Raw genomic sequence first — 23787 nt, forward strand, 5'->3', positions numbered from 1 at the left:
CCGGGTGCGACTGCCGGGGTTGCCCTGACTGATCCCGCTGGTTATTCTCAAGTTCAGAAAATCTCGATACGAGAATAACTGGCGAGCCTCCTGGCTGGCCGGTCAGGAGCAAGGGTGGTGAACCATGCCTGCGGGCGACCACATGCCGGCACGTTCGGCTCGGGGTGGCGACTACGACCCCCGGACCTACGATCCGCGGGCCTTTGACCCCGTGGCGGTCACGGTGGATGTAGTCGCCCTGACTCTGCGCGATGGTCGGCTTCATGTGCTGCTCGTGCGCCGTGGGGAAGCGCCCTTCGCCGGCCGGTGGGCCCTGCCGGGAGGGTTCGTCCGGCCGCGCCCGGGCGTGGAAGGGCCTGCGGGCGAGGAGGACCTGCCCGAAGCGGCCGCCCGTGAGCTGGCCGAGGAGACCGGGCTGGCCGCCGCCGACCCGCTGGCCGCTCCCGACCCGCTGGCCGCCGCCGACCCGCTGTCGCCGCTGTCAGCGCAGTCCCCGCGGCGGGTGCACCTCGAGCAGCTCGGCACGTATGGCACTCCTGGGCGTGATCCGCGTATGCGGGTCATCTCCGTGGCCTACCTGGCCTTCGCGCCGGACCTGCCGGACCCGACCGCCGGTGGTGACGCGGCCGCCGCGGTCTGGGCGCCGTTGTCGACAGTGTCGGGCGGCCTTTCTTTCGACACCTCGGGGCGTGCCGATCTGGGGTTCGACGCAGTCCACCTGGATGACCTGGCGTTCGACCACGGGCGCATCCTGGCCGACGGGATCGAGCGAGCCCGCTCGAAGATCGAGTACACGCCGTTGGCGACAGCGTTCGTGGGGGAGCAGTTCACGATCTCCGAGCTGCGTGAGGTCTACACGATCGTGTGGGGGCGAGCTCCGCACGCGGCCAACTTCCATCGCAAGCTCCTGTCGGTGCCCGGATTCCTCGAGGACACCGGGACCACGACGGAACGCGGGGGCAACCGAGGTGGCCGCCGGGCTCGGCTTTACCGGGCCGGTCCCGCGACGCTCCTGTATCCGGCGCTGCTGCGGCCGTCCGGCGCGGAGCCGGGAGAGCCCGTCCTCGACGCCGTTACAGGGGGCGGCGTCGAGGACGGTGTCCTGGATGGCGCCCGGGATGGTGCGCGGTGACGCCCGAGCCGGGTCCGTCCGGGCTCGACGGGGCGTTGGGTCTGCTGCTCGACGTCCCTCCGGAACCCGGTTGGCCTGATCTCGTCAGGGTGTTCGGGCCTACACCGGGCATCGCCGGATACCGCAGGCTCGCTCGCCTCGTGCACCCGGACCGGGCGCCGGCGGCGAGGTCCGGGGTCGCGACCGCCGCGTTCGTCCGGCTTGGTGACCTGTGGCTTCGCTACCAGAGCCTGCAGCCGTCGCAGGTGACCGACCGCGGGGCGGCTGACGGTGCCGCCTCCGCCGCATCCGCCGGCCCGACCACCGATTCCGCGGACGTCGATTTCGCGGACGTCGAGCCGGGGGACGTCGAGCCGGGGGATATCGAGGAGACGGTCATCCGGACGAGACGTCACCTCCACACGATTCGGGTCGTCCCGCGGCGGGCCGCGGTGGCCAAGGCCGCCGGGGCCGCCGGCGAGCGGCCGGATGGTGGGGTCATCGAGGGTGATGTGGCTCTGTTGTACCCGGCCGAATGCCGGGAGACGGCGAGTGGGACGACGCGCACGGGGTTCCTCAAGGTTCCGCGGTCCGCTGCGGACAACGACCTCATGGAACGTGAGGCCGCCGCTCTCACCCGGCTCACCCGAGCCGGGGACCGGCGGTTCGCCGCCTACGCGCCGCGCCTGGTCGAGTCGTTCCTGCACACTCCGGCGACTGGCGGCGGGCGGTGTTCCGCGCCACGGCGCCGGGTCAACGTCCTGGAGCGACTCGACGGGTTCCAACCGCTCACCCGGGTCCACGCGGCCTACCCCCAGGGGGTCGACCCGCGGGACGCGGCCTGGATGTGGCGTCGGCTGCTGGTGGCTCTCGGCTACGCCCACCGCGCCGGGGTGCTGCACGGCGCGGTCGTGCCCGACCACGTGCTCATCCATCCCGAGAAGCACGGGCTGGTGCTCGTCGACTGGTGCTACAGCGTCACCCGGGACCCCGACACCGATCCGGCAGTCGGCCGGGCCGCAGGTTCGGCGGCTGGCTCGGCGGCCGGTTCGGGGGCTGGTCCGGCGGCCGGCCCGGACAACGGCCCGGCCGCCGGTGCGGCGGATGTCGCGGCGCGGGTGCCGGCCGTCGTGCCGCGTTTCGCGTCGATGTACCCGCCGGAGGTTGCCGCGCGCCGCCGTCCGGACGAGGCCACCGACATCTACCTCGCCACCCGCTGCATGACATACCTGATCGGCCCGGGCCTGCCCGCGCAGCTGCGCGCCTTCGCCCGCGGCTGCACCCTGCCGGCCGCGGCGCGCCGTCCGCATGACGCCTGGCGGCTGCTCACCGAGCTGGACGACGTGCTGGAGCGGCTGTACGGCCCGCGGCGTTTCCGGCCGTTCCACCTGCCCGCCGCGGACGGATGACGTCCCGGACCGACCACGACCACGACCACGACCACGACCGCGCAGGCCGACCGCGTAGGCCGGCCACGACCACCAGACAAGCAGAAGTACCACTCGTTCGAAATCCGGAGGCGGAGAGAAATGGGCAGCGGATCCTGGTCAACCAACGTGTACGAGGCGGCGGCGGGCTATCGGGCCCGCAGCGGGGCGAGCGCGTTCCAGTACAGCGACTCGCTGCGGGCGAACAGGCCCCGCCAGTCCTGGAAGGCGCACCCCGACCTGGACCCCTGGCGGGTCGGGCTGCGGGAGAGCCGGGACAACGACGAGCACCCCGAGAGCCTGGCGATCTCCGTCCTGTTCGATGTGACCGGGTCGATGGGCCAGGTGCCGCGCACCCTGCAGACCCGGCTGCCCGAGCTGTTCGGGCTGCTGCTGCGCAAGGGCTACGTCCAGCACCCGCAGATCCTCTTCGGCGGCATCGGTGACGCGAGCTGTGACCGGGTCCCGCTGCAGGTCGGCCAGTTCGAGTCGGACAACCGGATGGACGACCAGCTCGGCGCCATGCTGCTGGAAGGCGGGGGCGGCGGGCAGCTGCACGAGTCGTACGAGCTGGCGCTGTACTTCATGGCCAGGCACACCGCGACGGACTGTTTCGACCGGCGCGGCCGGCGTGGGTACCTGTTCATCGTCGGCGACGAGCTGCCCTACAGCCGGGTGGTTCAGAGCCAGGTCGCCGCGGTCATCGGCGACCGGCTGACGGAGCGCCTGTCGGTCGAGCGGATCCTCGCCGAGGTGGAGCGCCGCTACCACGTCTACTTCATCATTCCCGCCGGGACGTCCCACGCGGGTGACAGCGAGGTGCTCGGAACCTGGCGGTCGCTGCTCGGTGAGCGGGTGCTGGAGCTCGACGACCTCGACGCGGTCTGCGAGACGATCGCCGTGACGATCGGCCTGGGGGAGGCGGCGATCGACCTGGACGAGGGGCTCGACGACCTGCGGGACGTCGGTTCGGCCGCGGCGGTGCCGAGTGTCGGCCGCGCGCTGGAGCGGTACTCGCGTGAGGTGGCCGTCCGCGGTTCGCGGTCCGTGGTCGTCCGCGGCTCGGGCGCGCTCGACCGGCGGATCGCCGGTGCCGGCAGCCGCGGCATCGCGCGCCTGTAGAGGCCGGGGAACGAGCCGTGAACCGTCTCGTGAATCGCGATCGTGATCGCGATGGTGATCGCGATCACGTCATCGTCATCGATCTGGGCTTCGGCGATGCCGGGAAGGGGACCGTGGTCGACTGGCTGTGCGCCTCCCGGGCCGGCGCGGCCGGTGGTGCCGGTGGTGCGGCCGGTGCGGGTGGGCGGGCACCGACGGTGGTGCGGTTCAACGGCGGGGCGCAGGCCGCCCACAACGTCGTCACCGACGACGGCCGGCATCACACGTTCGCCCAGTTCGGCGCCGGTTCGTTCACCCCGGGCTGCGCCACCCACCTGGCCCGCACGATGCTCGTCGACCCGTTCGCCCTGGTGGCGGAGGCCACCCACCTGGAGTCGGTCGGCGTGCCCGATCCCTTCGCCAGGCTGACGGTGGACGGCGAGGCCCTGCTCACCACCCCGTACCACGCGATCGCGAACCGGGTCCGTGAGCTGGCCCGGGGCGCCGGGCGGCACGGCTCGTGCGGGATGGGCATCGGGGAGACGGTGTCCTACGCGCTGGCCCGGCCGGCCGTGGCGCCGCGGGTCGCGGACTGCCGCAGCCCGTCGCGCCTGCGCGCCCGGCTGCGTGAGCTGCACGACTGGCTGCGCGCCGAACTCGCCGCACTCGCCGCACCAACCGAGCTCGCCGCATCAACCGAGCTCGCCGCACCCGTCGGGCTGGGCGGGGCCGGCTCCGGCGGGCAGACAGGGCCCGCTGGGCTCACGGCGGTGCCGGCGGTGGAGGAGATACCGGAGGTGGAGGACTGCGTTGCGGTGCTCACCGCCTTCGGCCAGCTGACGCGGATCGTCGACAGCTCCTGGCTGCGGGTGCTGTGCGACCGTGGGCCGGTCGTGTTCGAGGGGGCGCAGGGCGTCCTGCTCGACGAGTGGCATGGCTTCCACCCGTTCACGACCTGGTCGACGACGACCGCGCGCAACGCCGAGGAGCTGCTGGCCGAGGTGGGCCGGGGCGGGACGGCTCGGCGCCTCGGAGTCGTGCGTGCCTACACGACCCGCCATGGGCCGGGGCCGCTGGTGACCGAGGACGCGGAGCTGACCGTCGCGTTGCCGGACGTCCACAACGGGACCGGCCGGTGGCAGGGGGCGTTCCGGGTGGGTCACTTCGACGCGGTCGCGCACCGGTACGCGGTCGAGGCCGCCGGCGGGGTGGACGCGCTCGCGCTCACGCACCTGGACGTGGTCGAGCGGCTGCCGCCGGGGCTGGGGCTGCGGGTCTGCGATGCCTACCGGATCGACGGGGCGACGGTCAGCCGGCTGCTGCCGGGGCCTCCCGGCGATCTGGACCGGCAGGGGGCGCTGACCCGCAGGCTTGCGCGCGCCGAGCCGGTGCTCGGCGCGCGCCCCGACGTCGATGCCTGGCCCGATCTGGTGACCGAGCTGTTGGACGCGCCGGTGACGCTGCTCTCACGCGGCCCGCGCGCCGCGGACAAGCAGGTCACCGGACAGGCAGGTCACCCGACAGGCAGGTCACCGGACAGGCTCAGTGCAGGGGCCCCATGCAGTCCTTGCACCGCTCGCTGAGGATGGACAGGAGCTCGACCGCCTTGATCGAGGCGTCCCGCACCTTGGCGAGGTCCTGTGAGGAGTTCAGCCGCAGCAGCGCGGCCTCCGCGCCGTCGGTGGCGCCTTCGCTGAGCGCTTCGACGATCTCCGCCGCCGGGGTGCCGTACTGGTACAACAGCACCTGCTTGTCCTGATAGGACGGCAGCTCGGCGGGGAGATGGCCGAGGCCGACTCCGGCGAGTTTCCGGCTGAGTATCTGTCGTACATTGGTGCCGAGCCGGCCATAGCCGCCGATCTCACGCAGGACTGCCATGTCGATGCGATAGACACCGTTGTTGCCGACGACCGCGGTGCGCAGGTCTTCCCATGAGATGGGCGAGCCGGACCAGGCGTCGACGGCCTGAGCTTCCGTCACTTCCTACCGTCCTGGCTTTCGGTACCGCTGCGGATGGGCACGAGCTGTCGAGCCGTTCAACCTGTCGAGCCGTTCAACCTGTCGAGTCGTCCTGTCTGTCGAGTCGGCCGCGTCTGCCGAGATTGCCTGTCGAGCTGTTTGCGGGTGCGTACGCGCGCTTTTTTCCGCGTGTGCGCGAGGCAACGCTACCCGGCCCACCGGACCTGGTCCAGAACGGCCCGGTGGGTGCGGTTTCCGAGACGTAAATCCCGCCACGCCCCTCGGCCGGGCTGGTCCGGTGGAGGGTGCCGCGAAGGGGGTCGTGGCCCAGGGTATCCGCAGCGGGGACGATAGGCAGCCGCGAACACGGCAGAAATCTCGGGTATAGTTCCGCAGGCACGGATGTGAGCTGTTCGGGTTGGCGCAGATGCGGCGGTAGGCGAAAGTCTTCGGTCGGTAATCCTGTGTTTCACGTCATACCTGGGCAGGTATATCCGGTGCGGTCACCAGCGAGGATACTTCCGATTAACGAGGCGCTGATCGGGTCGAAACCGGGCCAGGCACCGAGCGGGGGGCCCCGCCGGGACCCGTGCCGCGGCTTCTGCTAAGGCGCGTGCCAGCGCACGTGCAGGTCGCGGGGTCGGTAACAGTCGGCAGGAAAACTTTTTCCTCGAAATTTTCTTTCGAGCTTTCCTCCTGGCTTTCCTGAACAGCCAGTTCGCTGTTGTCCCGGTCGATTTCTTGTTAACGGGGCAGTTACCGACGTACATGCTTCCGAAATGAATGCCTCCTACGGTTCCTAGACATCGCGGCACGCCGGGTGGACGAGCTACCAGCGCCCATTCGGTTGCGGGGCCACGACCGCGACCGAATTCCGGCCCGCGGGACGCACTGTGCGAAACCGTGCATGCGTACCCAGGCTCCAGGAGGAGAAGCAATGCGCCAGATCGCGTTCTACGGCAAGGGTGGTATCGGCAAGTCCACCACCCAGCAGAACACCATGGCTGCCATGGCCGAGATGGGTCGCCGGGTCATGATCGTCGGTTGTGACCCCAAGGCCGACTCCACCCGCCTCATCCTGCACTCGAAGGCCCAGACCTCGGTCATCGAGCTCGCCGCCGAGAAGGGTTCGGTCGAGGACCTGGAGCTCGACGAGGTTCTCGTCGAGGGCCAGTGGGGCATCAAGTGCGTCGAGTCCGGTGGCCCGGAGCCGGGTGTCGGCTGCGCCGGCCGTGGCGTCATCACCTCCATCACCTACCTGGAGGAGGCCGGCGCCTACGAGAACCTCGACTTCGTCACCTACGACGTCCTCGGTGACGTTGTGTGCGGTGGCTTCGCGATGCCGATCCGCCAGGGCAAGGCCCAGGAGATCTACATCGTGACCTCCGGCGAGATGATGGCGATGTACGCCGCGAACAACATCTCCCGAGGCATCCTCAAGTACGCCCACTCCGGTGGCGTGCGCCTCGGTGGCCTCATCTGCAACAGCCGTAAGACCGACCGCGAGGACGAGCTGATCATGGAGCTCGCCCGCCGTCTCAACACCCAGATGATCCACTTCATCCCGCGTGACAACGTCGTGCAGCACGCCGAGCTGCGCCGGATGACGGTCATCGAGTACGACCCCCAGAACCCGCAGGCCGACCAGTACCGCCAGCTGGCCCGCAAGATCGACGAGAACGACATGAAGAACATCCCCACCCCGATCAGCATGGACGAGCTCGAGGAGCTGCTGATCGAGTTCGGGATCATGGAGCAGGAAGACACCAGCATCGTCGGCCAGACCAAGGCCGCCGCCGCCTCCGCCTGACCTCCTCCGCCCACCACCGGCTTCAGTCACCGTCGAGGATGAGGTTCCGATCATGACGACGACGCCGACCCCGCCGCGGGCCGAGACCGAGGCGATGATCGCCGAAGTCCTGTCGCACTACCCCGCGAAGGCGGCCAAGTTCCGCGCCAAGCACATCAAGGCCAACGACCCCGAGGGGTCGAAGGAGTGCGAGGTCAAGTCCAACATCAAGTCCCGCCCCGGAGTCATGACGATCCGTGGCTGCGCCTACGCCGGTTCCAAGGGCGTGGTGTGGGGGCCGGTGAAGGACCTGGTCACCATCAGCCACGGCCCCGTCGGCTGTGGCCAGTACTCCTGGGCCACCCGTCGTAACTACGCCCGCGGCCCGTGGGGTGTCACCAACTTCGCCGCGATGCAGGTCACCACGGACTTCCAGGAGAAGGACATCGTCTTCGGCGGTGACCCCAAGCTGGCGCAGGTCTGTGACGAGATCAACGAGCTGTTCCCGCTGGCCAAGGGCATCTCGGTGCAGTCCGAGTGCCCGATCGGTCTGATCGGTGACGACATCGAGGCCACGGCCCGCGCGGCCACGAAGAAGCTCGGCAAGCCGGTCATCCCGGTTCGTTGCGAGGGCTTCCGCGGTGTCTCCCAGTCGCTGGGCCACCACATCGCCAACGACGCCGTCCGTGACCACGTGCTCGGCACCGGTGGCGCGAACCACGTCTCCACCCCGTACGACGTCGCGCTCATCGGCGACTACAACATCGGTGGTGACGTCTGGGCCTCCCGCCGGATCCTGGAGGACATGGGCCTGCGGATCATCGCCCAGTGGTCCGGTGACGGCACGATCAACGAGATGGCCTCGACGCACCTGTCGAAGCTGAACCTGATCCACTGCTACCGGTCGATGAACTACATCTGCACCACCATGGAGGAGCGCTACGGCACTCCGTGGATGGAGTTCAACTTCTTCGGCCCGTCGAAGATCGTCAAGTCGATGCGTGCCATCGCGGAGAAGTTCGACGAGACGATCCAGGCCAAGACCGAGGCCGCGATCGCCCGGTACGAGAAGCAGTTCGAAGAGATCATCAAGGCCTTCCGGCCGCGGCTCGAGGGCAAGCGGGTCATGCTCGCCGTCGGTGGCCTGCGCCCCCGCCACACCATCGGCGCCTACGAGGACCTCGGCATGGAGGTCATCGGCACGGGTTACGAGTTCGCGCACAAGGACGACTACACCCGTACCTACGGGATGCTCAAGGAAGGTGTCGTCCTCTACGACGACCCGACCGCGTTCGAGATCGAAGAGTTCGCCAAGCACCTGAAGCCGGACCTCATGGGTGCGGGCGTCAAGGAGAAGTACGTCTTCCACAAGATGGGCATCCCCTTCCGCCAGATGCACTCCTGGGACTACTCCGGCCCGTACCACGGTGTCGACGGCTTCGCGGTCTTCGCCCGGGACATGGACATGGCCATCAACAGCCCGACCTGGGACCTGATGGAGACCCCGTGGTCGAAGTCCGGAGAAGTCTTCTGAGCGAGTAGTCCGGCTCCGCCGGCAACCACCGGCGACCACCGGTGATCACCGGTGGCTGCCGGCGGCCATCAGTGGGCCTTCTCCATCTCACGGGGCACGGCCAGGAACCGTGAGCCCGAGCTGGCGATGGAAAAGGCTCAAGTCACGGCAGAAAGGAGGAGGTCCGGTGACGACGACTCCCGAGACGAACAGTCACATCCCGCTGAAGGTCCTCGACCACACCGAGCTGTTCAAGGACGAGGTCTACACCAAGCAGTTCGAGACCAAGCGCGAGTTCGAGAACGGTGCGGACGACGCCGAGGTCAACCGGGTCCTGGAGTGGACCCGCACCTGGGAGTACCGCGAGAAGAACTTCGCCCGCGAGGCCCTGACCGTCAACCCGGCCAAGGCCTGCCAGCCGCTCGGTGCCGTGCTCGCGGCCATCGGCTTCGAGGGCACGCTGCCCATCGTGCACGGGTCGCAGGGCTGCGTCGCGTACTTCCGCAGCCACTTCGCGCGGCACTTCAAGGAGCCCGTCCCGGCGGCCTCCACCTCCATGACCGAGGACGCGGCGGTCTTCGGCGGGATCAACAACCTGGTCGAGTCGTTCGCGAACGCGACGGCGCTGTACAAGCCGAAGCACATCGCGGTCAGCACCACCTGCATGGCCGAGGTCATCGGCGAGGACCTCTTCGCCTACATCCGCACCGCGCGGGACCAGGAAGCCATCACCCAGGACTACCCGGTCTCCTACGCCCACACCCCGAGCTTCGTGGGCTCGCACCTCAACGGCTACGACGTGATGGTCAAGGGCATCCTTGACATGGTCACCGAGCTGCCCGAGGCCAAGAAGGCGCCGGAGACCGGCGGGAAGCCGCAGCTCAACGTCTTCCCCGGCTTCGAGACCTACCTCGGCAACCTGCGCGAGTACCGCCGGATGCTCGAGCTGCTGGGTGTCTCCCCGCTGATCCTGGGTGACCACTCCGACGCGCTCGACTCGCCGGCGAACGGGGAGTACGACCTCTACCCCGGTGGCACCAAGCTGGCGGACGCGGCGACGGCCAAGCACAGCAAGGCCAGCGTCGTCCTGCAGGAATCCACCATGCGCCGGACGGCGGAGCTCGTCCGGGACAAGTGGAAGCAGGAGACGGTCGTCCTGGAGACCCCGATCGGCATCCGGGGCACCGACCAGTTCGTGAAGGAGATCGCGCGGCTCTCCGGCCAGCCGGTGCCGGCCGAGCTCACCCTCGAGCGCGGCCGTCTCGTCGACGCCCTCGCCGACTCGCACGCCTACCTGCACGGCAAGCGGGTCGCGATCGCCGGCGACCCGGACCTGGTCATCGCGCTGACCCGGTTCGTGCTGGAGTGCGGCATGGTGCCGGTGCACCTGGTCAGCACCAACGCGGACAGCAGCTTCAAGGCGCGCATGGAGAAGGTGCTCTCCGCGAGCAAGTTCGGCGACGCGGCCACCGTCTGGCCGGAGAAGGACCTGTGGCACCTGCGGTCGCTGGTCTTCACCGAGCCGGTCGACCTGCTCATCGGCAGCACCTACCTGAAGTACATCTCCCGCGAGGCGAACGTCCCCCTCGTCCGGGTCGGATTCCCGATCTTCGACCGTCACCACCTGCACCGCCAGGCGACGATCGGGTACACCGGCGGGCTGAACCTGCTCACCCAGCTGGTCAACACCATGCTGGACGAGCTCGACCGCTCCAGCCTGCCGCATAGCTTCGACGCCGTGCGCTAGGTCCCGTTCGGGGGATGCCTCCTGAGCATCGGCATCCCCCGAACGGTACGCACGGCCTTCCCAGTGGTCGGCCGGCTGGCGGCCCCACCCCCCCGCTCGGCCGGGGCCCCGCCCGTGGCGCCGGGACCGCGCCCCCACGTCACGAGAGCCGGCGCCCCGCCCCTGCCGGGGCCGGCCCCCCCGGCCGGCCGGCCACACCCCCCGACCCCCACCCGCGCCATACCAACTCCGCCGACAACCACTCCGGTTCAGAAGAACCGCTGGTCCATCGAACGGCCCCGCTCACCCAGCTCACCGAGGGCAACGCCCTCCCAAGCGGAGAGATCGCCATGGCCGCCACTGACCGCGCAACTCTCTTCACCGAACCGGCCTGTGACCACAACCGCGAGAAGTCCGCGAAGGAGCGCAAGGCCGGCTGCCCCAAGCCCGCTCCTGGGGGCACGAGCGGGGGATGCACCTTCGACGGTGCGATGATCACCCTGGTTCCGATCGTTGACAGCGCCCATGTCGTGCACGGCCCCATCGCCTGCGCCGGCAACTCCTGGGACGGGCGGGGAAGCCTGTCGTCAGGACCTGACCTCTACCGACGCGGCTTCACCAGCGACGTCGGCGAGCAGGATGTGATCTTCGGCGGCGAACAGCGCCTGTTCGACACCATTCTCGAAGCCGTCGAGCGCCACCGCCCGCCAGCGGTGTTCGTCTACTCGACCTGCGTCACCGCCATGATCGGCGACGATCTCGACGCCGTGTGCGCCGCCGCCGCCACGCACACCGGTGTGCCGGTCATCCCGGTGCACGCGCCGGGATTCGTCGGCAACAAGAACCTAGGCAACAAGATCGCCGGTGACGCGCTGCTCGAGCACGTCATCGGCACGGTCGAACCGGCCGACGTGAGCGAGTACGACGTCAACCTGGTCGGCGAGTACAACATCGCCGGCGAGCTGTGGGACGTCCTGCCCACGCTGTCCAAGCTGGGCCTGCGGGTGCGGGCCTGCATCAGCGGGGACGCGCGCTACGCCGACGTCGCCGCCGCGCACCGGGCCCGCGCGACGATGGTCGTCTGCTCCCGGGCCCTGCTGGGGCTGGCCCGCGGGCTGGAGGAGCGCTACGACATCCCCTGGTTCGAGGGCAGCTTCTACGGCGTCCGGGCGATGAACGACACGCTGCGCCAGTTCGCCCGCCTGCTCGGCGGCGGCGCGCTCGCCGAACGGGCCGAGGAGCTGATCGAGCTCGAGCAGACCGCCGTCGACCTGGCCCTGGGGCCCTACCGGGAGCGGCTCGCCGGCAAGCGCGCCGTCCTCTACACCGGCGGGGTCAAGAGCTGGTCGATCGTCGCAGCGCTGCAGGACCTCGGGATCGAGGTCGTCGCCAACGGCATCACCAAGAGCTCCGACGGGGACGTCGAGAAGATCTCCGAGCTGCTCGGCCCGGATGCGAAGATCGTCTCCGAGGGCAGCCCGCGCGAGCTGCTGCGCATCGCGGACGAGACCCGCGCGGACATCCTGGTCGCCGGCGGGCGCAACATGTACACCGCGCTCAAGGGGCGGCTGCCCTTCCTGGACATCAACCAGGAGCGGCACATCCCCTACGCGGGCTACCGCGGCGCGGTCGAGCTCGCCCGCCGCCTCGACCTGGCCCTCACCAACCCGGTGTGGGAGCAGGTCCGTGCCCCCGCACCCTGGGACGTCGCCAGCACGTCGGCGGGGGTGGCGTGATGGCGCGGGTCGTCACGAGCAGCCGGCGGGCCGGCCTGGACCCGCTGAAGTTCAGCCAGCCCCTCGGCGGCGCCCTGGTCTTCCTCGGCCTCGCCAGCTCCATGCCGGTGATGCACGGCTCGAAGGGCTGCGCGTCGTTCGCCAAGGCGCTGCTCACCCGGCACTTCAACGAGCCCGTTCCGCTGCAGACCACCGGGATCACCGAGGTCACCGCGGTCATGGGCAGCGGTGAGGAGCTCGTGGTGCACCTGGACGCGATCCGCGCCAAGCAGCGCCCAGAGATCATCGGGCTGCTGACCACCGGGGTCACCGAGGTCAGCGGCGAGGACGTCGCCGGCCAGATGCGCCAGTACATCGCGATGATGGAGCACACCACTCCCGAGGGCGCCCCGCTGATCGTGCGGGTGTCGACGCCTGACTTCGTCGGCGGCCTGTCGGACGGCTGGTCGGCCGCGTTGCGGGCGCTCGTCACGACGGTGCCCTTCGACGGGCCCGACCCCGATGGCCACGACCCTGACGGATCCGACCCTGACGGCCTCGAGCGTGGGAACACGGTCGCGGTGCTCGTCGGCCCGTCCCTGACCGCCGCGGACCTCGACGAGCTGAGCGCGCTGATCCGCTCGTTCGGGCTGAGCCCGGTCCTCGTCCCGGACCTGTCGGGCTCGCTGGACGGGCACCTCGCCCCGGCCTGGCAGCCGACGACGACCGGCGGGACGGACCTGACCCGGCTGCGCCGCCTCGACCGCGCGGACCTGGTGATCACCGTCGGGGCGACCGCGGCCGCCGCCGGTGCCGACCTCGCCGGCCGCACCGACGCCGATCTCCTGCACTATGACCACCTCAGTGGCCTGCGGGCGGTGGACGGGCTGGTCAGCGACCTGATGGCCCGGTCCGGCCGTGGTCCGTCCTACGAGGTGCGCCGGGCCCGGGCCCGGCTCGCCGACGGTCTGCTCGACACCCACTTCTACCTGGGCGGCGCCCGGGTCGCGCTCGCGATGGAGCCCGAGGCGCTGGTCGCCGTCGGCTCGCTGCTGTGCGACGTCGGTGTCGAGATCGTGGCGGCAGTCTCCCCGACGGACGCCCCCGTGCTGGCGACCGCCCCGTGGGACGAGATCGTCATCGGCGACCTGGCCGACCTGGAGGAGCGGGCGGTCGAGGGCGGTGCGGAGCTGGTCATCGGCTCCAGCCACACCCGGGCGGTCGCCGACCGCATCGGCATCCCGCACCTGCCGGTCGGCTTCCCGATCTACGACCGGCTCGGCGCGGCCCTGCGCACCACCGCCGGGTACAGCGGCAGCCTGCGGCTCCTGGTGGACGCGGCGAACCGGCTGCTCGACCACCACCACCAGCACGCGGAGCACCCGCACGCGGAGCACCAGCAGGCAGAGCACCAGCACATCGAGCACCAGCACGCCGACCACCGCGCGGAACCGCACCGGGACCACCCGGGCCACCGCGCCGAGCGCAGCGACGTCGACCTCAGCCCGCACCCGATCGACCCGTTCGACGATCTCGACGTTCTGTGCGAGGAGCCCTCATGTTGAAGATCGCCTTCGCGACCGGCGACGGAAGCGCCGTCGACCAGCACTTCGGCTGGTGCCGCCGGTTCGACGTCTACGAGGTCGGACCACAGGGCTACCGACTGTTCGAGACACGCGAGCTCGGGCCGGCGGAGGAGGACGAGGAGGACAAGATCGCCTCTCGGCTCGCCGCCGTCACCGACTGCGCGATCCTCAACGTCTCCGACATCGGAGGGACCGCGGCCGCGAAGGTCATCAAGGCCCAGATCTACCCGATGAAGGTCGCCAAGGGCACCGCGATCGACGGCCTGCTCACCAAGTTCGTCGACGTGCTCGCCGGCAGCCCGCCGCCGTGGCTGCGCAAGATCCTGCGGGCGCACAGCCCCCAGGAAGCTCCCGCCTGGACGCCGGCCACGACCGGTTCGTCCGCCTCGGATTCGGCCACGTCGACCCCGACAACCATGGGAGGTACGGCATGACCGCATCGACATCCGCGGCGAACGGGAAGGTCGAGGGGTTCCTGAAGGACCTCGCAGACCAGCTCCGCGCCGGCGACACCTACGGCAAGCTCGACAAGTTCTCGGACGAGGCGATGCTCGCCCCGTTCGTCCTCACGAAGGAGCAGCGGCGCCAGATCTCGGTGGCCTGCGACATCGACGCGGTCATCGAGGCCCGGGTGCGCTCCTTCTACCAGGCGGTCGCCGCCGCGGTGGAGAAGGCGACCAGGGTCGAGACGACCACCGTGCTCGACCTGAACCACGAGGGGTTCGGCCGGGTCGTCATCTTCGCGGGACGGCTCGTGGTGCTCTCCGACGTCCTGCGGGACGCCCAGCGCTTCGGCTTCAACTCCCTGGAGGACCTCGCCGCCCGCGGCGAGGCCTTCGTGACCGCCGCCGCCAAGTACGTCGACCAGTACCGGGAGGCTGCCCGCGATGACTCCTGACACCAGCGCCGGCACCGACGTCGCCGCCATCCAGACCCGGCTGCGCAAGATGAACAGCAAGGCGTCCCAGCTCAAGCTCGACCTGCACGACCTCTCCGAGGAGCTGCCGCTCGGCTGGGAGGGCATCCTCGACGTCGCCCGCCGCACCTACGACGCCTACGCCGAGGTCGCGGTGCTGGAGAACGAGCTGCGTGCGGCGAAGGAGGCGGCGAAGTGAGCGCCGCCGGCCAGGTCGACGAGCAGCTCGCCGAGTTCCGGCGCTGCTCCACCGCCGAGCAGTACTTCGAGCTGCTCGACGTCGATTTCGACCCGCGGGTGGTGGCCGTCAACCGGCTGCACATCCTGCGCTACTTCGCGGGGGAGATCGCCGGCCTGCATGACGCGGAGGCCGGCTCGCAGTCGCCCGAGGAGCTGCTGCGCCACTACCGCGAGGCCCTGATCCGCTCGTACGAGGCCTTCACCACGGCGACGGCGCTGGACCACCGGCTGTTCAAGGTCCTCAAGGACCGCGCGCCGGAGCCGGAGGCCTTCGTCCCGGTTTCCGAGATCACCATCGAGCGTCCCGCGACCGCGGGCCCGCAGGGGAAGGAGCAGAGCTGATGAGGTCGGCCTTCGACGTCGGCGATGTCGTCGCCACCACCAAGGCGCTGCGCCAGGACGGGACCTTCCCGGACCCGGACATCCCCACCGGCCAGATCCTGGTCGAGGAGGGCACCCGCGGCGAGGTCATCAACGTGGGTCTCTACCTGCAGGAACACATCGTCTACGCGGTCGCCTTCGAGAACGGGCGCGTCGTCGGGGCCCTCGAGCGGGAGCTGGAGGCCGCGGGCCGCGAGTTCCGGCCCACCACGCCCGGCTACGCCGACCACACCCAGGACGGGGACACCGTCCACGCCACGAGTTCCGCGGCTGACAGCAGCGTCGCCGTGACCAGCGGGACCACCGATGAGGAGGAGGGGCTGTCGTGACCAACGAGCCCGTCGCGCTTCCGGTGCTGTCCACCGCGCCGGCGGCGCCCACGTCCACCGCGCCGGCCGCTGCGGGTGGCTGTGCGTCGAAGAAGAGCTGTGGCAGCAGCGCTCCGGCGACCGACCCGGAGATCGCGGAGAAGATCGCGAACCACCCGTGCTACAGCTCCGAGGCGCACCAGTACTACGCCCGGATGCACGTGGCGGTGGCGCCCGGCTGCAACATCCAGTGCAACTACTGCAACCGCAAGTACGACTGCGCGAACGAGAGCCGGCCGGGCGTCACCAGCGACCTGCTCACCCCCGAGGACGCCCTCGCCAAGGTCAAGCTGGTCGCCAGCGAGATCAAGCAGATGAGCGTGCTGGGCATCGCCGGCCCGGGTGACCCGCTGGCCAACCCGAAGCGCACCTTCCGCACCCTGGAGCTGGTCGCCCGGGACTGCCCGGACATCAAGCTGTGCCTGTCGACGAACGGGCTCACCCTGCCCGACCACGTCGACCGCATCGCCGCCCTGAACGTCGACCACGTGACGATCACGATCAACATGATCGATCCCGAGGTCGGCGAGCGGATCTACCCCTGGGTCGCCTACAAGGGCAGGAAGTACACCGGCCGGGAGGCGTCGAAGATCCTCTCCGAGCGCCAGCTCGAGGGGCTCGCGATGCTCGCCGAGCGCAAGATCCTCGCCAAGGTCAACTCGGTGATGATCCCCGGGGTCAACGACGAGCACCTCGTCGAGGTCTCGCAGAAGGTGCACGAGCTCGGCGCCTTCCTGCACAACGTGATGCCGCTGGTCTCCGCGCCCGAGCACGGCACCGTCTTCGGACTCTCCGGCCAGCGCGGCCCCACGGCGCAGGAACTCAAGGCGCTGCAGGACCGCTGCGAGGGCGGCGCCGACATGAACATGATGCGGCACTGCCGGCAGTGCCGGGCCGACGCCGTCGGCCTGCTCGGCGAGGACCGCGGCGACGAGTTCAGCCCGGAGACCTACCAGGGCCGCGAGATCGCCTACGACCTCGAGGGCCGCCAGGCCGCGCACGCCCAGATCGAGCGGTGGCGTGAGGAGAACCGCGCCGAGCGCGAGACGCTGAGCATCACCGGCACCGGAAGCAAGCCGGAGGACACCGTCCTGGTCGCGGTGGCGACCAAGGGCAGCGGTGTGGTGAACCAGCACTTCGGGCACGCCACCGAGTTCTGGATCTACGAGGCCGGGCTCAACTGGGCCCGCCTCGTCCAGACCCGCGACGTGCAGCGCTACTGCGAAGGCGCGACCGAGTGCGGGGACGGGGCCTCGGTGCTCGACAAGACCATCGCGATGCTTTCGGACTGCGCCGCCGTGCTGTGCAGCAAGATCGGTCCCGGTCCGTATGACGCCCTCGAGGACGCCGGCATCGAACCGGTCGAGGTCTACGAACTGATCGAGAAGGCTGTCGCCACGACCGGCGCCCGGATCACGGCCCGGGCCGCCGCCGAGCAGGCGGCCGGCTCCGACGACGCCGGTACTTCCCCGACCGACGTCGTCGCCGAGCTGGACCTCGACGTGCTGGGGGGCGAGCTGGTCGACGTCGACCTGCTCGACCCGGACCTGATGGACGAGGACCCGTTCGAGTTCGCGGTCACCGTCCGCCCCGGCTCCTGCTCCGGCGGGGCCGGAAAGGGCGGAAAGGGCGGTGGCTGCTCGGGCGGACCACGTCACGCCGAGGCCGGCCCGGGCCAGGCCGTGTCCGGGCGGCTGACCGAGCCCGCTGGCGACGGAACCGGTCAGATCCGCCCGGACACGGGCTCTCCTACCGAGAGCGCCCGAGCCGAAAGCGCACGAACCGGCAGCGCCCGAACCGACAGCTCCCGCACAGCTGGCTCACGCAGTGTTGACGCCGGCGCCGACCGCCCCCGCTCGGTCGGTGCCCGCGCCGAAGGTCCCCGTCTCGAAAGCGCCGCCTCCGACGGCGCCGACCTGGAGGTAGCCCGGTCATGACCCTCGCCCCGAGCACCATCGAACTGACCGAGCGCGCCAGGAAGCAGGTGCGCACCCTGATCGGCGGCAGCGCCGAGACCGCGGGCTTCGGGCTGCGGGTCGGGGTGAACCCGGGCGGCTGCTCCGGCTTCACCTACACGCTGGCCCTGGCTCCGGGCGCGGAGAACGACGACATCGTCATTCACGAGGACGGCTTCGACGTGTTCGTCCACACGTCGATGATCGGCCACCTGCGGGGCCTGCTCGTCGACTACGTGGAGTCACTGACCTCTTCCGGCTTCACCTTCACCAACCCGAACGCCACCAGCTCCTGCGGCTGCGGCAACAGCTTCGGCACCCCCGAGGAGCCCGAGCGGGCCGAGGCCGACGCGAAGCTGCGCGCGCAGGTCGAGGACGTCATGGCCGAGATCCGGCCGTTCCTGCAGGGCGACGGCGGCGACGTGCAGGTGGTCACCGTGCTCGCCGGCAACGGGCAGCCCGGCACGGCCGAGGTGCACATCCGCCTCGTCGGAGCCTGCAACGGCTGCTCCAGCGCCTCGGCGACCGTCACCGCGGTCATCGAGAAGCGGATCAAGGAGAGCCTGCCGGAGATCGGGCGCGTCGCGCTCGTTCCCTGACCCGCCTGACGGCAGATCACCAGACCGATCACACCACCGAGCAGAGGGAGCCTTCATGGACAACGACATGATCGTTACCTCGTGCGAACCTGAGCAGGCGTTCGCCCCAGTGGTTCCGACGGTCCCAGTGGTTCCGACGGCGCCGGTGGTTCCGACGGCGCCGGTGGCCCCGGCTCGTCCGGCTCGTCCGGCTCGTCCGGCCGATGTCGGCGGGGCCGCCGCGCGGGCGGAGAACGCGCCGCCGCAGCAGCGGACCGCCCGCCACGACCTGCCCGGCCTGTTCGACCGCCAGCTCGGCATCCCGGGCTTCGGACCGCAGGCTCAGGAGCGACTGAGCCGGGCGACGGTGCTCGTGGCGGGAATCGGTGGTCTCGGTGGTGCGGCGGCGACGTATCTCGCCGCCGCCGGTGTCGGTCGGCTGGTCCTGGTTCATCCGGGCGTGCTGGAGGAACCCGACCTCAACCGGCAGACCCTCATGCGCCCCGAATGGATCGGTCGCTCCCGGGTGGCCTGCGCGGAGCAGACCCTGCGCGCGCACCACCCGGGAGTCGAGATCGTCGGCTACGACCGTGAGCTGGCCGACCTGCCCGAGCTGGGCCAGCTCGTCGCCGCGGCGGATGTCGTCGTCGACGCCCGGCACAACTTTCCCGACCGGTACCGGCTCAACGACCTGTGCGTGGCGACCGGAACCCCGGCGGTCATCGCCGCGATGAACGCCACCGAGGGCAACGTGCTGGTCGTCGAGCCGGGGACACCCTGCCTGCGCTGCGTGTTCAGCGAGGGCGACCCCACCTGGGAACCGCTCGGGTTCACCGTGCTCGGTGCGGTGTCCGGCCTGGCGGGCTGCCTCGCGGCGATGGAGTCCATCAAGATCATCGCTCGTTTCGGTGAGCCCGCCAGCGGCCGGCTGCTCCAGTACGACCTGTGGGACATGGACTTCCGGTCGATGCGAGTCCGGTCCGACCCGACCTGCCCATCGTGCGCCCGGGCCCGGGCCCGGCGGCAGCCCGAGGAGCCGAGGTGATCTACCTCGACCACAACGCGACCACGCCGGTGGACCCGCGCGTGCTGGACGCGATGCTGCCGCTGCTCACCGAGCAGTTCGCCAACCCGGCGAGCAGGCACGGGCCGGGCCAGGAGGTGACCCGGATCGTCGAGCGGGCCCGCCGCGAGGTCGCCACGCTCGCCGGCGCGCGGGCCCGTGACGTGGTCTTCACCTCCGGCGCCACCGAGGCGGCCAACCTGGCCATCGGCGGGGCGCTCGCCGCCCTCACCGCCGCCGGTTCCGGCCGTCGCCGGGTGCTCGTCGGGGCGACCGAACACCCCGCGGTGCTCGGCGCCGCCGATGCCGCCGCGGCGGCATCGGCCGGTCCCGGCGCGGGCTCCGGCACCCTCGCCGAACGCATCGCCGTCCACCCGGACGGCACCATCGACGTCGACGACCTGCGCCGCCGGCTCGGGCCCGACGTCGCCCTCGTCGCCGTCATGGCGGCGAACAACGAGACCGGGGCCGTGAACGACCTGCGGCCCCTGGTCGAACCCGTGCACGCGGCCGGTGCGCTGCTGTTCAGTGACATCACCCAGGCTCTGGGCCGGATCCCGGTCAGCCTCGACCGGACCGGCGTCGATGTGGCCGTCGCGTCCGCGCACAAGCTGTACGGCCCCAAGGGCGTCGGTGCGCTGATCGCGTCGAAGGACGCCTGGGCACGCATCGCGCCGCAGACACACGGCGGAGGCCAGGAACGTGGCCGGCGTCCCGGCACCCTCAACACCGCCGGGATCGCCGGCTTCGGCGCGGCCGCCCGCCTCGCGGCCGCGTCGATGACCGACGACGGAAACCGCCAGCGTGCGCTGGTGGCGCTGCTGACCGAGCTGCTCGTCAAACGGCTCGGCCGGGGCGCCGTCGAACTGAACGGCCCGGTGCGGGCCAGGCTGCCGAACACGGTCAACCTGCGTTTCGTCGGCGCGGGCGCCGACGAGGTCCAGGCCTGCCTTCCGCACGTCGCGGTCTCGGCTGGATCGGCCTGCAGCGGCGGTGGGGACACCCCGTCGCACGTCCTGCTGGCCATGGGCCGGACCGCCACCGAGGCCCGGGAGAGCCTGCGCTTCAGCCTGGGCCGCGCCACGACCCCCGAGGAAATCCGCACCGTCGCGGACCAGGTGGCCCGCGCTGTCCAGCGCGTTCGCTCCCTTACCCAGAGCACCCCCATCCAAGACGAGGTTCGCGATGACAACCGAGCTCGAACAGCCCGACCCGCGGGTACGCCGGCTTAAGGGAGTCGTCATCCGGTTCGCCGGTGACTCCGGTGACGGCATGCAGCTCACCGGTGACCGCTTCGGTGCGCAGGCCGCGGAGGCCGGCAACGACGTGGCGACCCTGCCGGACTTCCCGGCCGAGATCCGGGCGCCAGCCGGCACCGTCGGCGGTGTCTCCAGCTACCAGCTGCACGTCGCCGACCACGACATCACCACCCCCGGTGACCAGCCCGACGTCCTCGTCGCCATGAACCCGGCGGCGCTGAAGGCCACCCTCAAGGACCTCCGCCCCGGCGGCGTACTGGTCGTCGACTCCGGCGCGTTCAACGTGCGCGCCCTGGAGAAGGCCGGCTACGACTCCGACCCGCTGACCGACGGCTCGCTGAGCAACTACATCGTGCACGCGGTCGACCTGACCGGGCTCGCCGTCGGCGCGACCGAAGGCCTCGGCCTCAAGCGCAAGGACGCCGCCCGCACGAAGAACATGTTCGCGCTCGGCCTGGTGTCCTGGATGTTCAACCAGCCGGTCGAGAGCACCGTCGCCTACCTGGAGAAGCGCTTCGCGAAGAAGCCGCCGGAGATCCTCGCCGGCAACCTCGCGTCGTTGCGGGCCGGCGTGGACTACGGCGACACCACCGAGGCGTTCGCCGTCTCCTACGAGGTCAAGCCCGCGCCGCTGCCCCCGGGCACCTACCGGCACATGCGCGGCAACCGGGCCATCGCGTTCGGCCTCGTCGCCGCCGCGCACCAGGCCGGCATGCCGCTGTTCCTCGGCGCGTACCCGATCACCCCCGCCACCGACGTCCTGCACGAGCTGAGCAAGCTCATCTCGCACGACGTCCGCTCGTACCAGGCGGAGGACGAGATCGCGGCGATCGGCGCGTCGATCGGTGGCGCGTTCGCCGGCATGCTCGCCGTCACCGTGACCTCCGGGCCGGGCATGGCGCTGAAGTCCGAGGCGATCGGCCTGGCGATCTCGCTGGAGCTGCCGCTGGTCATCGTCAACGTGCAGCGCGGTGGCCCGTCCACCGGTCTGCCGACCAAGACCGAGCAGTCCGACCTGCTGCAGGCCCTCTACGGCCGGCACGGTGAGGCCCCGCTGCCCGTGATCGCCGCGCAGAGCCCGGCCGACTGCTTCAACGCGGCCTTCGAGGCGGCGCAGATCGCCCTGGAGCGGCGGACCCCGGTCATCCTGCTGTCCGACTCCTACATCGCCAACGGCAGCGAGCCGTGGAAGGTGCCGGACGTCAGCGAGCTGCCCGACCTGGGCATCGAGTTCGCCACCGAGCCGAACGGCATCGGCAAGGACGGCAAGCCCGCGTTCCACCCGTACAAGCGTGACCCGCGCACGCTGGCCCGTCCGCTGGCCATCCCCGGCACCCCCGGCCTGGAGCACCGCATCGGTGGTCTGGAGAAGGCCGACGGCAGCGGCGAGATCTCGCACGACGCGGACAACCACGACCTGATGGTCCGCACCCGCCAGAACAAGGTCGACGGCATCGAGGTGCCGCCGCTGGAGGTCGACGACCCTTCCGGCCCGCCCGGGTTCGGCTCCAAGCTGCTCGTCATCGGCTGGGGCTCCACCTACGGCCCGATCGGTGCGGCCTGCCGGCTCGTCCGCCAGCAGGGTCTCGCCATCGCCCAGGCGCACCTGCGCTACCTCAACCCGCTGCCGGCCAACCTCGCCTCCATCCTGGCGGCCTACGACACCGTGCTCGTCCCCGAGATGAACCTCGGTCAGCTCGGCGGCCTGCTGCGCATGCACTGCCAGATCGAGCCGGTCGGCTACACCCAGACCCGTGGCCTGCCCTTCCGCGCGGTCGAGTTGGCCGCGGTGTTCACCCGGCTCGTCAACGACCTCGAGGACGGCGCCGCGGCACTGTCCACCGAGGACATCAAGGCCATCGGCGGCACCGGCAAGGTCGGCCGCAGCGAGCTCGGATCGGAGAAGAACAAGTGACCAGCCCCGACGCGGTAGGCAAGCAGCTCACCGCCAAGGACTTCTCCGCGGGCGAGGCCCGCTGGTGCCCTGGCTGCGGTGACCACGCCATCCTCAACAACATGCGCAACCTGATGCCGACCCTCGGCATCCCGCGCGAGAACTTCGTGGTGATCTCCGGCATCGGATGCTCCTCCCGGCTGCCGTACTACCTCGACACCTACGGCATGCACTCCATCCACGGCCGGGCGCCGTCGATCGCGACCGGCGTCTCGATCAACCGGCCCGACCTGTCGGTGTGGGTCGTCACCGGTGACGGTGACGCGCTGTCGATCGGTGGCAACCACCTGATCCACGCGCTGCGCCGCAACGTCAACCTCAAGATCCTGCTGTTCAACAACCAGATCTACGGTCTGACCAAGGGCCAGTTCTCGCCGGCGACCAAGCCCGGCACCATCACCCCGTCCAGCCCGTTCGGCTCGCTCGACCACTCCTTCAACCCGCTGGCGCTGGCGCTCGGCGCGGAGGCGTCCTTCGTCGCCCGCACCGTCGACACCGACCGCAAGCACATGATGGAGATCCTCGCCGCGGCCGCCGCCCACGACGGCTCCGCGCTGGTCGAGATCCGGCAGAACTGCCCGACCTTCAACCACGGGGAGCGGGCCGTCACCGCCGACACGTCGGTGCCGACACCGGCCGACGGCCCGATCCGCCTGGAGGCCGGCTCGCCGATCCTGTTCGGCGCCGACAGCCAGTGGGCGGTGCTGCGCGACGCCGAGACCGGCGACCTCAAGCTCGGCCGCTCGACGGAGAAGGGCGTCGTGGTGCACAACCCGCGCTCGACCAGCCCGACCTACGCCTACGCGCTGGCCCGGATCGCCGACACCGAGCCCGAGCTCGCGCCGATCGGCGTGTACCGCGCGGTGGAGCGGGCGAGCTTCGACAAGCAGTACCAGGACCGGCTCGCCGACGCCCGCGCAGGCGGCCGCGGTGACCTGCAGGACCTGCTCACCGGCAACGACTCCTGGACGGTCCCGGCCCGGTCCTGATCCGGTCCTGACCCGGTCCGGACCTCTCGAACCGACCCTCTCCCCGTAGCTGACAGGGCCGCCCTGACCGGTTGATCCGGCCGGGGCGGCTGGTCAGGCCAGGCTTTGTCAAACCCGGCCAGGGCGTTCTGAGCGAACCGCAGGCAACGAGATTCTC

At 70.6% G+C, this 23787-nt stretch carries 21 protein-coding genes; 20 read left to right on the forward strand and 1 reads right to left on the reverse strand.

The features are described 5' to 3' along the window. Positions 1–124: 124 nt before the first annotated feature. From AWX74_RS08620 to AWX74_RS08635, 4 genes are all read left to right on the forward strand, one after another. Positions 125–1132, forward strand: a complete 1008-nt coding sequence (locus AWX74_RS08620; protein WP_091273457.1) for an NUDIX hydrolase — start codon at positions 125–127, stop codon at positions 1130–1132. Then, the gene (locus tag AWX74_RS08625) at positions 1129–2520 is read left to right on the forward strand and encodes a hypothetical protein (RefSeq protein WP_091273459.1); all 1392 of its coding nucleotides are present in this window, start codon (positions 1129–1131) and stop codon (positions 2518–2520) included. The genes AWX74_RS08620 and AWX74_RS08625 overlap by 4 nt, the downstream gene beginning before the upstream one ends. Positions 2521–2640: 120 nt before the next feature. Beyond that, positions 2641–3660: a hypothetical protein gene (locus AWX74_RS08630; RefSeq protein ID WP_091273461.1), complete on the forward strand. Its 1020-nt coding sequence runs from the start codon at positions 2641–2643 to the stop codon at positions 3658–3660. A 17-nt stretch (positions 3661–3677) separates the two neighbouring features. Next, complete coding sequence (locus AWX74_RS08635) at positions 3678–5222, forward strand: adenylosuccinate synthetase (RefSeq protein WP_242666138.1); 1545 nt, start codon at positions 3678–3680, stop codon at positions 5220–5222. On the opposite strand, the gene AWX74_RS08640 is transcribed toward AWX74_RS08635, so the two are convergent. Beyond that, a complete protein-coding gene (locus tag AWX74_RS08640; protein ID WP_054570877.1) occupies positions 5182–5619 on the reverse strand; it encodes a hypothetical protein in 438 nt (145 codons plus the stop codon). The two genes, AWX74_RS08635 and AWX74_RS08640, sit on opposite strands and share 41 nt — an antisense overlap. Positions 5620–6535: 916 nt before the next feature. On the opposite strand from AWX74_RS08640, the gene nifH reads away from it, so the two are divergent. The 16 genes from nifH to AWX74_RS08720 all read left to right on the forward strand — a co-directional run bounded on the left by nifH (position 6536) and on the right by AWX74_RS08720 (position 23630). Beyond that, positions 6536–7408, forward strand: a complete 873-nt coding sequence (nifH, locus tag AWX74_RS08645) for a nitrogenase iron protein (protein WP_091273463.1) — start codon at positions 6536–6538, stop codon at positions 7406–7408. A gap of 52 nt (positions 7409–7460) precedes the next feature. Next, positions 7461–8921, forward strand: coding sequence for a nitrogenase molybdenum-iron protein alpha chain (nifD, locus tag AWX74_RS08650; protein ID WP_091273464.1), 1461 nt, complete (start codon positions 7461–7463; stop codon positions 8919–8921). A 166-nt stretch (positions 8922–9087) separates the two neighbouring features. Further along, positions 9088–10647 carry a nitrogenase molybdenum-iron protein subunit beta gene (gene nifK, locus AWX74_RS08655; RefSeq protein WP_091273466.1) on the forward strand — a complete coding sequence of 520 codons (1560 nt, stop codon included), beginning with the start codon at positions 9088–9090 and terminating at the stop codon, positions 10645–10647. Between the two features lie 329 nt (positions 10648–10976). Continuing rightward, a complete protein-coding gene (gene nifE / locus AWX74_RS08660) occupies positions 10977–12362 on the forward strand; it encodes a nitrogenase iron-molybdenum cofactor biosynthesis protein NifE (protein ID WP_091273468.1) in 1386 nt (461 codons plus the stop codon). Next, positions 12362–13906 (forward strand): nitrogenase iron-molybdenum cofactor biosynthesis protein NifN, encoded by a 1545-nt coding sequence (nifN, locus tag AWX74_RS08665; RefSeq protein WP_091273469.1) that lies wholly within the window; start codon positions 12362–12364, stop codon positions 13904–13906. Before nifE ends, nifN begins: the two co-directional genes overlap by 1 nt. Next, the gene (nifX, locus tag AWX74_RS08670; RefSeq protein WP_006540884.1) at positions 13900–14361 is read left to right on the forward strand and encodes a nitrogen fixation protein NifX; all 462 of its coding nucleotides are present in this window, start codon (positions 13900–13902) and stop codon (positions 14359–14361) included. Before nifN ends, nifX begins: the two co-directional genes overlap by 7 nt. Continuing rightward, entirely contained in the window at positions 14358–14825 is a 468-nt protein-coding gene (locus AWX74_RS08675) for a NifX-associated nitrogen fixation protein (protein WP_091273470.1), read from the forward strand. Before nifX ends, AWX74_RS08675 begins: the two co-directional genes overlap by 4 nt. After that, on the forward strand, positions 14815–15042 hold the full coding sequence (locus AWX74_RS08680; protein ID WP_006540882.1) for a CCE_0567 family metalloprotein: 228 nt from the start codon (positions 14815–14817) through the stop codon (positions 15040–15042). Before AWX74_RS08675 ends, AWX74_RS08680 begins: the two co-directional genes overlap by 11 nt. Then, positions 15039–15425, forward strand: coding sequence for a nitrogenase-stabilizing/protective protein NifW (nifW, locus tag AWX74_RS08685; protein ID WP_091273472.1), 387 nt, complete (start codon positions 15039–15041; stop codon positions 15423–15425). The genes AWX74_RS08680 and nifW overlap by 4 nt, the downstream gene beginning before the upstream one ends. Further along, on the forward strand, positions 15425–15793 hold the full coding sequence (locus AWX74_RS08690; protein WP_091273474.1) for a nitrogen fixation protein NifZ: 369 nt from the start codon (positions 15425–15427) through the stop codon (positions 15791–15793). The genes nifW and AWX74_RS08690 overlap by 1 nt, the downstream gene beginning before the upstream one ends. After that, on the forward strand, positions 15790–17769 hold the full coding sequence (gene nifB / locus AWX74_RS08695) for a nitrogenase cofactor biosynthesis protein NifB (RefSeq protein WP_091273476.1): 1980 nt from the start codon (positions 15790–15792) through the stop codon (positions 17767–17769). The genes AWX74_RS08690 and nifB overlap by 4 nt, the downstream gene beginning before the upstream one ends. Then, entirely contained in the window at positions 17766–18386 is a 621-nt protein-coding gene (locus AWX74_RS08700) for an iron-sulfur cluster assembly accessory protein (RefSeq protein WP_091273478.1), read from the forward strand. Before nifB ends, AWX74_RS08700 begins: the two co-directional genes overlap by 4 nt. Positions 18387–18441: 55 nt before the next feature. Further along, the gene (locus AWX74_RS08705; protein ID WP_397312061.1) at positions 18442–19410 is read left to right on the forward strand and encodes a HesA/MoeB/ThiF family protein; all 969 of its coding nucleotides are present in this window, start codon (positions 18442–18444) and stop codon (positions 19408–19410) included. After that, positions 19407–20660 (forward strand): cysteine desulfurase family protein, encoded by a 1254-nt coding sequence (locus AWX74_RS08710; protein WP_091273773.1) that lies wholly within the window; start codon positions 19407–19409, stop codon positions 20658–20660. The genes AWX74_RS08705 and AWX74_RS08710 overlap by 4 nt, the downstream gene beginning before the upstream one ends. After that, positions 20614–22602 (forward strand): 2-oxoacid:acceptor oxidoreductase subunit alpha, encoded by a 1989-nt coding sequence (locus AWX74_RS08715; protein ID WP_091273479.1) that lies wholly within the window; start codon positions 20614–20616, stop codon positions 22600–22602. The genes AWX74_RS08710 and AWX74_RS08715 overlap by 47 nt, the downstream gene beginning before the upstream one ends. Next, positions 22599–23630, forward strand: coding sequence for a 2-oxoacid:ferredoxin oxidoreductase subunit beta (locus tag AWX74_RS08720; RefSeq protein ID WP_091273481.1), 1032 nt, complete (start codon positions 22599–22601; stop codon positions 23628–23630). The genes AWX74_RS08715 and AWX74_RS08720 overlap by 4 nt, the downstream gene beginning before the upstream one ends. The last annotated feature ends 157 nt before the right edge of the window (positions 23631–23787 follow it).

This window comes from Parafrankia irregularis, from assembly GCF_001536285.1.
GTDB lineage: Bacteria > Actinomycetota > Actinomycetes > Frankiales > Frankiaceae > Parafrankia > Parafrankia irregularis.

Coding starts and splice junctions, on each gene's coding strand:
- AWX74_RS08620 (WP_091273457.1), top strand. CDS start 125: ATGCCTGCGGGCGACCACATGCCGGCACGTTCGGCTCGGGGTGGCGAC.
- AWX74_RS08630 (WP_091273461.1), top strand. CDS start 2,641: ATGGGCAGCGGATCCTGGTCAACCAACGTGTACGAGGCGGCGGCGGGC.
- nifH (WP_091273463.1), top strand. CDS start 6,536: ATGCGCCAGATCGCGTTCTACGGCAAGGGTGGTATCGGCAAGTCCACC.
- nifD (WP_091273464.1), top strand. CDS start 7,461: ATGACGACGACGCCGACCCCGCCGCGGGCCGAGACCGAGGCGATGATC.
- nifE (WP_091273468.1), top strand. CDS start 10,977: ATGGCCGCCACTGACCGCGCAACTCTCTTCACCGAACCGGCCTGTGAC.
- nifN (WP_091273469.1), top strand. CDS start 12,362: ATGGCGCGGGTCGTCACGAGCAGCCGGCGGGCCGGCCTGGACCCGCTG.
- nifX (WP_006540884.1), top strand. CDS start 13,900: ATGTTGAAGATCGCCTTCGCGACCGGCGACGGAAGCGCCGTCGACCAG.
- AWX74_RS08675 (WP_091273470.1), top strand. CDS start 14,358: ATGACCGCATCGACATCCGCGGCGAACGGGAAGGTCGAGGGGTTCCTG.
- AWX74_RS08680 (WP_006540882.1), top strand. CDS start 14,815: ATGACTCCTGACACCAGCGCCGGCACCGACGTCGCCGCCATCCAGACC.
- AWX74_RS08690 (WP_091273474.1), top strand. CDS start 15,425: ATGAGGTCGGCCTTCGACGTCGGCGATGTCGTCGCCACCACCAAGGCG.
- AWX74_RS08700 (WP_091273478.1), top strand. CDS start 17,766: ATGACCCTCGCCCCGAGCACCATCGAACTGACCGAGCGCGCCAGGAAG.
- AWX74_RS08705 (WP_397312061.1), top strand. CDS start 18,442: ATGGACAACGACATGATCGTTACCTCGTGCGAACCTGAGCAGGCGTTC.
- AWX74_RS08715 (WP_091273479.1), top strand. CDS start 20,614: ATGACAACCGAGCTCGAACAGCCCGACCCGCGGGTACGCCGGCTTAAG.